This is a genomic window from Ruminococcus sp. 8Y-12 (assembly GCF_058119865.1).
Window position 1 is genome coordinate 4,213,385 of sequence record NZ_CM176623.1, and the last position, 11,468, is coordinate 4,224,852.

General features: G+C 44.7%; 9 protein-coding genes and 1 CRISPR repeat array. All 9 genes read right to left on the reverse strand.

Going from position 1 to position 11,468, the window contains the following annotated elements:
• Positions 1 to 13 precede the first annotated feature (13 nt).
• Complete coding sequence (locus AC0THY_RS17040; RefSeq protein ID WP_489991789.1) at positions 14 to 1,642, reverse strand: mannitol dehydrogenase family protein; 1,629 nt, start codon at positions 1,640 to 1,642, stop codon at positions 14 to 16.
• Positions 1,643 to 1,970: 328 nt separating this feature from the next.
• On the reverse strand, positions 1,971 to 2,693 hold the full coding sequence (locus AC0THY_RS17045) for a peptidylprolyl isomerase (RefSeq protein WP_489991790.1): 723 nt from the start codon (positions 2,691 to 2,693) through the stop codon (positions 1,971 to 1,973).
• A 155-nt stretch (positions 2,694 to 2,848) separates the two neighbouring features.
• A complete protein-coding gene (nudC, locus tag AC0THY_RS17050; RefSeq protein ID WP_489991791.1) occupies positions 2,849 to 3,586 on the reverse strand; it encodes an NAD(+) diphosphatase in 738 nt (245 codons plus the stop codon).
• 261 nt (positions 3,587 to 3,847) lie between these two features.
• Positions 3,848 to 5,799: direct repeats of the CRISPR family, unit length 32 nt; unit sequence ATTTCAATCCACACTCCCGCGAAGGGAGTGAC.
• A gap of 170 nt (positions 5,800 to 5,969) precedes the next feature.
• Positions 5,970 to 6,260 (reverse strand): CRISPR-associated endonuclease Cas2, encoded by a 291-nt coding sequence (cas2, locus tag AC0THY_RS17055; RefSeq protein WP_489994214.1) that lies wholly within the window; start codon positions 6,258 to 6,260, stop codon positions 5,970 to 5,972.
• 9 nt (positions 6,261 to 6,269) lie between these two features.
• On the reverse strand, positions 6,270 to 7,301 hold the full coding sequence (cas1c, locus tag AC0THY_RS17060; protein ID WP_489991792.1) for a type I-C CRISPR-associated endonuclease Cas1c: 1,032 nt from the start codon (positions 7,299 to 7,301) through the stop codon (positions 6,270 to 6,272).
• A gap of 85 nt (positions 7,302 to 7,386) precedes the next feature.
• Positions 7,387 to 8,046, reverse strand: a complete 660-nt coding sequence (gene cas4, locus AC0THY_RS17065) for a CRISPR-associated protein Cas4 (RefSeq protein ID WP_489991793.1) — start codon at positions 8,044 to 8,046, stop codon at positions 7,387 to 7,389.
• Positions 8,046 to 8,936, reverse strand: coding sequence for a type I-C CRISPR-associated protein Cas7/Csd2 (gene cas7c / locus AC0THY_RS17070; protein ID WP_489991794.1), 891 nt, complete (start codon positions 8,934 to 8,936; stop codon positions 8,046 to 8,048). Before cas7c ends, cas4 begins: the two co-directional genes overlap by 1 nt.
• Positions 8,937 to 10,658 (reverse strand): type I-C CRISPR-associated protein Cas8c/Csd1, encoded by a 1,722-nt coding sequence (cas8c, locus tag AC0THY_RS17075; RefSeq protein WP_489991795.1) that lies wholly within the window; start codon positions 10,656 to 10,658, stop codon positions 8,937 to 8,939.
• A complete protein-coding gene (gene cas5c / locus AC0THY_RS17080; RefSeq protein ID WP_489991796.1) occupies positions 10,655 to 11,317 on the reverse strand; it encodes a type I-C CRISPR-associated protein Cas5c in 663 nt (220 codons plus the stop codon). Before cas5c ends, cas8c begins: the two co-directional genes overlap by 4 nt.
• Positions 11,318 to 11,468 lie beyond the last annotated feature (151 nt).

The following is an 11,468-nucleotide window of genomic DNA, read 5'->3' on the forward strand; positions in this document are numbered from 1 at the left end:
CGTACCTCCTCCCCTACCACTCCATATCTTTTAATGTTTTATCCACCGCATGGGGTCCGGCGATCATTTTTTCAAAAAATTGTTCCACTTTTTCTCCCAAACCTGCTTCATACAGATCAACACCAAAGATATCCTGTCTCTTGAGGATTTCTCTCACTCCATTCAGATCTTTAAGACCCCGGGCTTGGCTTTTTTCGCCTAACCGGATTCCCGCCAATTTGGGACAAAGCTCCTCAATCAGAGGGTCCGGGCTCAATTTCATGGGTTTTCCACAGTCATCTATCCCCAGGAGATAGCGTAGCCAGCCGGCAAATACGAGAGGAATCCCTTCCAGATCCCCCGCATTTTTGTCCGGGTCCTTTTCATAGGCTTTGATGGTCTCTCCAAAACGGATGGACAGCTTTTGTGAGGTGTCTGTGGCAATTCTCTGGGGAGAATCCGGGATAAAGGGATTGGGCAGCCGTGTGTAAATTACCTGGTCCAGGAACTCCTTTGGCTCAAGAATTCCCGGGTGTACCACCACTGGAAGGCCCTCCTGGTATCCAATCCTCTCTATCAGCCTCTTCAAATCTCTATTTTCCATCTCCTCATAAATTAGCTGATATCCCAGCAGACACCCAAAAACTGCCAAAGCGGTGTGAAGCGGATTTAGGCATGTGCAGACCTTCATCCTCTCCGCCTTCTCTACTGTATCCCTGGTGGTAAAGATGATTCCCGCCTTTTCCAGAGGCGGTCTTCCAGCAGGAAAAGCGTCCTCCACCACCAGGTAACGGCACTCCTCCGCATTGACAAACACTGCAGTGTAAGTGTTTTTTCCTGTTACAACCGTTTCTGTTTGCTTTAGCCCATCCTCTCTCAGCATATCCCCCACCGTATCATCCGGCCTGGGGGTAATCTTGTCAATCATAGTCCATGGAAAAGCTGTCTTTTCCCTGTTTCGGATATAATCAGAAAATCCCTTTTGTATCAATTCTCTTTTCTCCCATTCCTCTGCAAAAGAGCAAACTGCCTCGCAAAGCCGGTCCCCATTGTGGGAACAGTTATCCATGCTCACCATAGAGATGGGCTTTTCACCTGAGCAGTACCGCTCATAAAGGAGTGCACATACCTTCCCCATATAGCTCTGGGCATGTTTCGGCCCGGCTTCCATGTCCTTTTGTACTTGGGGAAGCAGTTGACCTTCACTATTTGTCAGGCAGTATCCCTTTTCCGTTATGGTAAAGCTGGCCATCTGCAGGGAGTCTGACCGGAAGATCTCTGTCAACCTTCCATAGTCCTCCGTGTCCTCTCTGTCCAACTTAAGCGCTTCCGTAACGCTTCCCACCACTTCCTTCTCCACTGATCCGTCTGTCCTCAGTGTGACAGAGATTCCCAAGTTGTCACAGGGCTTAAATACTCTGTCTATGATTTCATAGTCAAAGCCCTCTGCCACTACAATGCCCTTATCTGTTTCCCCCATATTTAATACTTCCTGCAATGCCTTGGCCTGAAATGCGCGAAAGAGATTACCCGCTCCGAAGTGAACCCACACTGGAGCCTTGTGCGTGTTTTTCCGAATCTTCTCCCTGTCGTACTCCGGAAGCTTATAGCCTTTCTCCACCCATAATGCCCTGTTCTCTAATTCTTTGTCATTGAGCCGCATCCTCTGTTTCCTTTCTCTACTGTTTACTCATTTATTGCTACCCACAGTGGACAAGAAAATCCACGTCTTTTTGTCCTCTTAGGGTAGCATTTCCAGACAAAGAAAAAAGTATCCATATATGGATACTTTTCATGGCTGCATAACCTGCATATTCAATGTATTTTTTCTGATGATTCTGGTAAACCTCTGTACGGACAGCAAACTTGTCAGCAAACTATCCAGTCAATGGACAGTCTTCAGAATTCACAGTGGTGCCTCCACCCGGAATCCAGCTTTCGGCAGCAGGCCTGTCATCCTGTTTACTGCCGTTTGCTGCGTCTGTTGTCCATCAGTCCGTCACGGTAATGCTCTCAATCACCGGCTGGTTTTCAGAAAGAACCGTTCCGTTGTCATCCTCCGTCTGCGTGTCCTCACAGATCTTGTCCACAATCTCCATTCCTTCCGTCACCTGTCCAAATGCGGCATACTGCCCATCCAGAAATGTGTTGTCCTCATGAACAATAAAAAACTGGGAACTTGCGCTGTCCATATCCTGGGAACGAGCCATAGAAATGGTTCCCCTTGTATGGGATAAAGAATTTTCAATTCCATTCTGAGTAAACTCTCCCTTGATGGTCTCATCCGACCCGCCAGTTCCATTCCCCAGTGGATCTCCTCCCTGAATCATAAATCCGCTGATAATTCTATGAAAGGTCAGCCCATCATAAAACCCTTCTTTTGCCAGCTTTACAAAATTTGTCACAGTGATCGGCGCTATATCTGCATCCAACTCCGCTTTAATGGTACCGTAATCCTTTACGTTGATCTCCACATGATGCTTCCCGCTCAAAAGATCCTCCGAGGATGCCTGCACTTGATCCGTGCTGTTCTCACTCTCTCCCGTATCGGTATCTGCTGCCTCTGGAACCTCTTTCGTTTCCGCAACGCTGTTCTCTGTTGCCTTCAAGCTCTCTGCGCCTGCACTTTCAGTCTGCTGAGTTTTACCTCCACAGCCTGCAAGCCCCATCACAGTCAGGCCTGCGATCAATATCATACATACTACTCTTTTCATTTGTTTCCTACCCTTTCTGTCCGTTATTATACTCTGTGTATTATAATCTATTTTCTGCTGTCCGTACAGAATATAAGGAAAATTTTCACAAAAATTTCAATATTCCCTTTACTGTTACTCCCTGACTAGCACTCTAGATTCCGCTTTCGTGCCACTCAAACCTGCCCCTTCTTAAAGCTGAGTATCATTTCATTCGTCAGGCTTCCAGTGATTTCACTCACTGGGATCTCACTGCGGTCAAACCACTGTGCCATTGCCAGTTCCTTATGATCCAGAGTAATTTCCTCGCTGCCATCCAGGTCCGCATAAAATCCCATAAGAAGTGAATCCGAGAAGGACCAAGGCTGACTCTTGTAATATCGAATATTCTTTACCCGAAGTCCAACCTCCTCCATCACTTCCCTCTGTACAGTCTGCTCTATGGTCTCTCCAATCTCTGAAAAGCCTGCAATCAGAGCATATCTCTTGTGTTCTCTATTCGCATACTGTGAAAGCAGAAGACGATTTTCATTCACAATCCCCACAATCACTGCAGGCATAATCTTCGGATACTCTATATTACCGCATTCTGAACAAAAAAGCATCCGCTCCTTTTCCCCTAAACTCATAGGATTTCCGCACCTGCCGCAGAATCTATGGTTTTCATACCACCGATACAATTGTGCTCCTGTAATTCCTGCATAAGCCAAATGTTTTGGTAAGGCCACTCGAAATGTCTCTAAATTTTCCATAGCAAACCTGGAGAGCTTCGGACAGCTTATATTGCATCCCAAATAATACCGATCCTTATCGATAGAGAACAGATAGATCGCATCCTCATAGATCCCATCATCATAAATTTCCATATCTTTAAAAGTCGGAAAAACCAATTCATCCCTTTCATTTCTGCCCACCAGCACCTCACGTTTACTGAAGCACAAAATATAACTATTCCTCTCGGGCTTCTGTGGACAATACTCATTCCTAAAACAATGTGGTTCGATATCTTGTATCATTTTTCTACTCTCTCCTGTATCTTTTACTGTTCTCATCATTATACAAAAATACACTGTAAATTGCAACTATTCAGAGCATTTATTCTGCCATATTCTTGATTCTACCTGTGTTCTCATAAAGGGAATGACTATCGGGCGTCAGGGCAAACTACGATTTTTATTTCAATACACATATCCACGAAGGGAGTGACTACTTCTGGTCATTAAATACACTGTGGTACTTTGATTTCAATCCACACTCCCGCGAAGGGAGTGACTATTGGCCAGCTGGATATCCGTCTCAGCTATGTAGATTTCAATCCACACTCCCGCGAAGGGAGTGACTCTCACCGCAGGTGATTGCTTCAGGAATATCTGGATTTCAATCCACACTCCCGCGAAGGGAGTGACGACCGTAAACATCGATTGCAAGAAAGCATTGGACATTTCAATCCACACTCCCGCGAAGGGAGTGACTTGTTCTGAAAGGTCCAGAAAACCCACCTGAAATAATTTCAATCCACACTCCCGCGAAGGGAGTGACCTAACTCTTCATGGAATGCTGGAGACTCACGTATATTTCAATCCACACTCCCGCGAAGGGAGTGACATTAACGGCCAGGAGATTGTGGCAGCTCCAGCAGAATTTCAATCCACACTCCCGCGAAGGGAGTGACACACCGGAACCGCCCAGGTACAGGCCGTACAAGCTATTTCAATCCACACTCCCGCGAAGGGAGTGACCATGGCACAACCTTCCACTTTTTTCTCCAATAAATTTCAATCCACACTCCCGCGAAGGGAGTGACGGAAGACTCAACGTGGAGCAGCCTGATAATAAATATTTCAATCCACACTCCCACGAAGGGAGTGACTACCAGGCAGAACAGAAGCAAAGGAGCCTTGAAAGATTTCAATCCACACTCCCGCGAAGGGAGTGACCATATGGCAGCAGACAAATTTATCAGGCAGGGTAATTTCAATCCACACTCCCGCGAAGGGAGTGACCATATGGCAGCAGACAAATTTATCAGGCAGGGTAATTTCAATCCACACTCCCGCGAAGGGAGTGACATATAAGGCCCGCTTGTGCATCAGTAGACATTGGATTTCAATCCACACTCCCGCGAAGGGAGTGACAAAAATAACAGCCTGTCTATTGCAGGCCGTCACCATTTCAATCCACACTCCCGCGAAGGGAGTGACAATTACGCATAAATAAAAAGGAGGAAATTAAAATATTTCAATCCACACTCCCGCGAAGGGAGTGACAGCTTGCGTTGGAGATCTGGTATACATTCCGGGGATTTCAATCCACACTCCCGCGAAGGGAGTGACGAGATCCATCTTGCGTTCAATTACTATCCTTTTTATTTCAATCCACACTCCCGCGAAGGGAGTGACGGTGTACTATTTTTAATATCTGCATTTTCTGATATTTCAATCCACACTCCCGCGAAGGGAGTGACCGGGGCGGCAGAACCAACCGCCACCACATCAGATATTTCAATCCACACTCCCGCGAAGGGAGTGACACAGATGCATGAACACGGGAGGGAAACGTGATGATTTCAATCCACACTCCCGCGAAGGGAGTGACCCGTCCTCTCCATCCCAAAATGGATCAAGAGCAAGATTTCAATCCACACTCCCGCGAAGGGAGTGACAACTTGTCCCGCTTTAGCTACAGCATTGACAGAGATTTCAATCCACACTCCCGCGAAGGGAGTGACAGACGGGGATTTCTGCTTTCCTGTATCCCTGCCGATTTCAATCCACACTCCCGCGAAGGGAGTGACAGCTGGATCAGTATTTTAACAAAGAATACCTGATAATTTCAATCCACACTCCCGCGAAGGGAGTGACGTGCCATTTGTCATGCTCTTTACCATGTTCTACAAAATTTCAATCCACACTCCCGCGAAGGGAGTGACGATAAAGATATCCTATTTTATCAATGCCATATAATTTCAATCCACACTCCCGCGAAGGGAGTGACCACGTCATTTCCAATATCATAATATTCACTAATAATTTCAATCCACACTCCCGCGAAGGGAGTGACATCAATGCTAAAGGAAGGTGCAAAGAATGCGAAGAATTTCAATCCACACTCCCGCGAAGGGAGTGACAGCAAAAACAACCAAAAATATAGTCTCATTTTTGTCTATATAGATACCATTATCTATATGCGCTGAAATTATTCCTATATTTTTTCTAAAGTTATCTATATTGTACCATTAATTATAAATTTTTCAAGGTGCGAATCCCCCAGTATTTTTATGTGTACATATGATTCGCACTATAAAATTAAAGTCTGATCAGCAGGTATCCCTCTATCTACACCAACATGCTCCACTTTTGTCTTATAATGATTGCCCAAATAATAGAATCGCAAACTATCTACTTCTTCATCAATCAATTCTACTAATACAGACTTCAATGAGAGACATTGCGCGTTGTCCAAGATGCATTCAAATACAGAGTTCTGTACTCTCCTGCCATAATTTACACACTGTTTTGCCACCTTTCTCAGCCTGCTTTTGCCTGCCGCTGTCTCTGTATTAACATCATAGGTAATTAAAACAAGCATCATTGCACCTCATTTCCACAAAAATACAGGATAACCATCCAAATCCCCTCGAATATGCCGTGCAAGAAGCATTGCCTGCACATATGGAACCATTCCCCACTCTACCTTTTCATTTAAATATGGATGTGTTATCACCTCTTTCTTTTTATTTTGCCATTCCGTTAGCACAACTTTACGCAGTTCGTCACTCATCAACACTGCGCCGTTTTCTTTCTTTTTAAACTGCTTCCCATTGACCATCTTCTTGTTTATCAAAGACAGCACAAATCGATCCGCCAAAACGGCTCTCAACTCTTCAATTAAGTCTAATGATAAAGATACCCTTCCCGGACGTTCGGTGTGCAGGTATCCCACATAAGGGTCAAGTCCCACGCACTCTAAGGCGGCTGTGATCGTATTGGTCAACAAGGTATAGACAAAGGAAAGCAATGCATTCATATTATCCATTGGAGGTCTTTTGTTTCTCCCGCAAAAGGTAAAGTCTTTTTTCTGTTGAAGAATTAATTCGTCAAAAACGCCAAAATAAGTGCTTGCCGCTTCTCCCTCATATCCTCTGAGCTGCTCTTTGGATTCACAATTCCGAATGATCTTTATAGAATCTTTTAGCCTGGAGGATGCCTGTCTAACTTGCTCACTGTCAATCTGCATACCGTGATCTCTCAATGCCCGCTCAAGTACCCACCGGGCATTGTGCACTTTGCCAGCGATACAGTTTCTGGCAATTGTTATGCTCTGCTCCGGCTCTTGACTGATCTTATACTGCTGCTCCCTTAAAATTACGTTCCCCTTTATCTTGCCTGTGACTCTGGCCAGAAACTTTCCTTGCGGTGTCAGATAGCAAAGAGAAATATTTCTGTCTGCACAAGCCCCCATCAATGCAGGGCTTGTGCCTCTGTATCCAAAAGAAACGATTCCCTCCAGGTTATGGAGGGGGAGCCTTCCAACCTCCTTTTCTTTATCCAGGACAACAATATTTTCTCCATCCAATGCAAGGTAGCTGTCCTCTTTGGTCACATAAAGTGTATTAAGTAACTTCTTCATCTGAGCCTCCTGCCACGCCAAATGGACATGACTATTGATTTGTCTGATACTCTTTCCCATCCGTCTTACGCAAGTTAATGAAATTTCAGTCTTCCTCCAGCATTTTTTCCATATAAGCTTTTACGGAAACCGCCCTTCCTAATTTGGGCAGGCAACTATTTTTTAATGAACACGCATTGCAAGACTTAGTGTATTTTACCTTAGGGGTGTATTGACGTGCAAAGTATTGGTGCATTTCTTTAAACATATCTTCAACTTGTGCCCTGCGCTCATCTGTTATCGCAATGACCTCCCTCTGCCTCGTCTCCCCATAGAAAATAGCTCCTTCCGGTATAGCAGTCGAGAACATTTCTTCTAAGCACAGAGCTTGCGCAGTAAGCTGCAGAATATCCTCTTCACCTATTTTGGGGCTTCCCTTTTTATATTCAATCGGATAGATCTTATAGAGTCCTCTGTGTCCATACAATTGTATGCCATCCTCACATTTTTGAAATTCCACCACATCACATTCACCGCTAATCCCCAATTTTCTGGATGAGACAGGAAGCGCCCTGGTAATAATCAAGTCCTTTCGTTTTTCTTTCAGATAGGGGTCATGGACTTTTTTATGCATTAGTTCCCCAGCCACTGTATGTACATTTTCATCCCATTGCTGCTCAATATGTATCAAAGCCCATTGCCTTCTGCAAAACATAAAATGTTGAATCCCTGATATCATCAGGTAATCGTCCTCTTTGTATTCCATTATATTTTCCGCGTCATCTCCACTGTTTCCGGTATCCTTTCCTCATGTATCTCAACCACATAATCCTGATATTTTCTCGGATACGCCACATCCTCTTTTCTCTTCACTTCCACAGACTCAAACAGCTTATGCGCAGGGCAGTCTCCCAGTTCCTTACTGTGTTTAAAGACAATCAGTTCTCTCACTGCCATCTTTCCTCTGGCTGCTGAGTGGTCATGTTCAAACATGTTAATGATGGCCTCCCACAGCAATTCCAGATCTCCCTCCGAAAAACCGGTCACTTTTCTTGCCAGATTCGCAGACACATACCCCTCCGCACGATATAGGGCATAGGGCACAATATTTTTTCTTCCCATCTCGGTACTTTTGTTTTCCGCATCCTTTTCCGTTGTAATCGCAACACGGGTAATGGTCACTTCCTGGCTGACGATAGGATCAATACTTCTGGCAAATCCTAACTGAACTGGGCCCCGAACCTGTCCGCAGTTTAGAGCTGCCTTGACAAAGGTTGTCATCACAGCCCCAAATGTCCGGATATCGTAAAAATTTCCACACATAAAATCCCGAATTTTTTCATCGGCCTGCGGGTCTTTCTTTTTCAGGTCTTTCACGGTCTTATCCGTTACGCCCAAATGCTGATAAGCCTCGTTATCACTTCTGTTCAGGGGCACATCTTCCTTTATATAAATTCGGTATCCCTCCGCATCTTCTTTAACTGTCTCTACGTAATTTCGAATTTTTCTTTTCAGACACACATCTGTCACAAGCCCATATCCGCTCTCCGGATCTATCCTGGGCATGTTTCCAGCATCAGGGTCACCATTTGGATTTCCGTTCTCCACATCAAAAAGAACCACAAACTCATATCTGTTTTTAATTGCTTCTCCCATCTATTTGTCCTCCTTTTTTGTATACCTGGCCTGCGTTTGATGATAATACCCCAGATCAAAGAGCCCCTGCTCGTCCAAATTCAATCTCTTTGGAAAATCCTTCAGTTTCCCCATCTGCTTTGTAATTATTTTTTCATAATAGACCTTTAAGTCTTCCCTCAATTTTTTAATATGACTGTTTTTCAGACGCAGCAGTATAGGAAAAACGGTCCCCGGCGTGGTACTTGCTGAATTAAAGTATCTGTCGCGAATCGTTGCGTTGATCCCTGGGTTTGCATCCTCCTGGATAGCTTCCAGCACAGAAAACAGACTGCCCAGCACATAAGCCGTATCATTGCGTTCCTCATCTAATCCCATAAGTGTTTCTCCTTTCCCATAAGCGCGGTTTTGGATAAGAAAAGCTTTTATAATTGCAGCTCTTCCCCATGTTATTTTTCCTTGCTCCGCTCTTATTCGAATCATCAAATTGTTGTACAAGCTTTCCGGATATCTGGTATCTGATAACACCGCCTGCAGCACCATTGGGGCCATGTTCGGGATGGGCTTTTTTTCTCTGGCTTTTTGGTTTACGGTCTCAAAAACCATTCTTCCAATCCCCAGATATTCTCTTTTTTCATATGTCGGTTTTATGATTTCCATTCTCTCGTAATGGCTTTTTATATGCTTCAATATATTTCCAAAACTGTCTTGATAAAAAAATCGTACCGATAACCTGGCCGCATTTGGCGACAGTCCCAGAATATAAAAAGGCTGCTCCGGATTTAATACCATTCCATCCAGATCTATAGGTCTATTCTTCTCCAATGCGTCAAAAAAGCCCCGAATCAGTTCCTGATTATCAGGAGTTGGCTCTATCGAAATTTCGAACATATCCTGATAGGCTTCCTCTCCGTCCTCCGACCAAAATACAACTGTGGTATCCCCCAATTGGAATACATATTCTTTTTGTGACAACAAATAGTTTAAGGCTGTTGTATAGGCAAATGCCGCATATTTGCTCACTGGAGCATTATAGCTCTGTTCTTTCCCATAAGATTCAAATGCGGAGGCATTGAATGATACCAGCGCCGCCCCACTTGACTGCGCTCCTGGTACACCTTTTATCGTGCTGTGAATGCGAGCGATCTCTGCTCTTTGTCCGGTTACAAGGCAAATCTGTCCCTGCCCTGTGCTCTGCGTATGGGAATGCTCCTCCCAAGATTTACGTATCTCACTGTTTTCCTGGGCATACTCCGAGCCGACTTCAAAAATCAGATTTCCCCCTTCTGTTATCTCCTCAAGCATATCCTGAAGCACGACACTTTCCAGGGCCTGTTCCGGGTTCCAGTGCTCAAAAAACTGTTTGATTGCCACAGCGGTCTTATCAGACAGCCCCGATAGTATTTCCAAATGTTTTGCTTTTGCGGCTAAAAAGCAATCCTTTGTCCTGGTACTACACCCTTCCTGGTCAATCCCCAAAAAATATTTTGAGTTGTCACATAAAAAATTGGCCGATACCCCAGAGGACCTGGCCACCATCTCGGGAACCTCCATAATCGTGGGGACCCACACCGTCTTTTTCCCCTGCTGCCTCTCCTCTTTGAGTGGTATCACTGATTTTAAAACACCTTCCGACGAGATGTGTAGCGCAAAAGATACCTTAGCACGGCTCCATCCCTGCCCGGCAGCTTTGCCCTCCTGAACCAGGGTTTCATAATGCTTCACCAACGCCTGAAGTATCATCGAACCACCTCGCAATCCCGCAAGTCCAGAACTCCCCGTCTCATTATTGCCCGGAAAAACATTGGCACAATATTATTTCTGTCTGAGTAATCCATATCATACAGCATATATCCCAAATCCTTTTCCTCCGTATCCTCGTATGCAGTGACAATGGACTCTTTCTCACATAAACAAAAATGAGCCGGAAACTCTCTGCACCCAAAATACGGCATGTGAAAACACTCACCCTTTTTAAGACGCCTCATAATAATATCTTTGAACTTACCAGTATTGTCTGTCTTATTGGCTTGATCCGTCATAAGAAAATGCGCATCTATCACATATTCTACGTTGCACAGCAGCATTGACGCCCTCTGTACAATCTCTGCCCTGCTGCTTATATAAAGCGGCTTGTCCGCGCCATTGTACACTGGAAGTACATTATTGGCTGAGATCTTACTCTTTATCTCATTTCTTCGGACACTGGTAAACTGTATTGGCTTATTCACATAGATGCGGTCAATAACCCATCGCATTCCCGGATGCCAGTAAATTGCTTCTAATATTCCTCTGGCAGCAGACGGAGTCATCACATCGTAAGAACATCGCTCTACCTTCATCTCCGGCCTGGAAAAAAGGGCATAATCTCCCCAAACTTTTACTTTTACACCGATGGCCACAATTTTCCTCCCTTCTTATCAATATAATTTTTGACAATGTTTTAATCCACACTCGGTAATTTAACAGAGTCCCCCCACATCGTTCGATGTTTTGTTTAACTTCATGTCAGTAGGGGATACTGATTTCTCTCGCCCGCCACTGCCGTTAAGC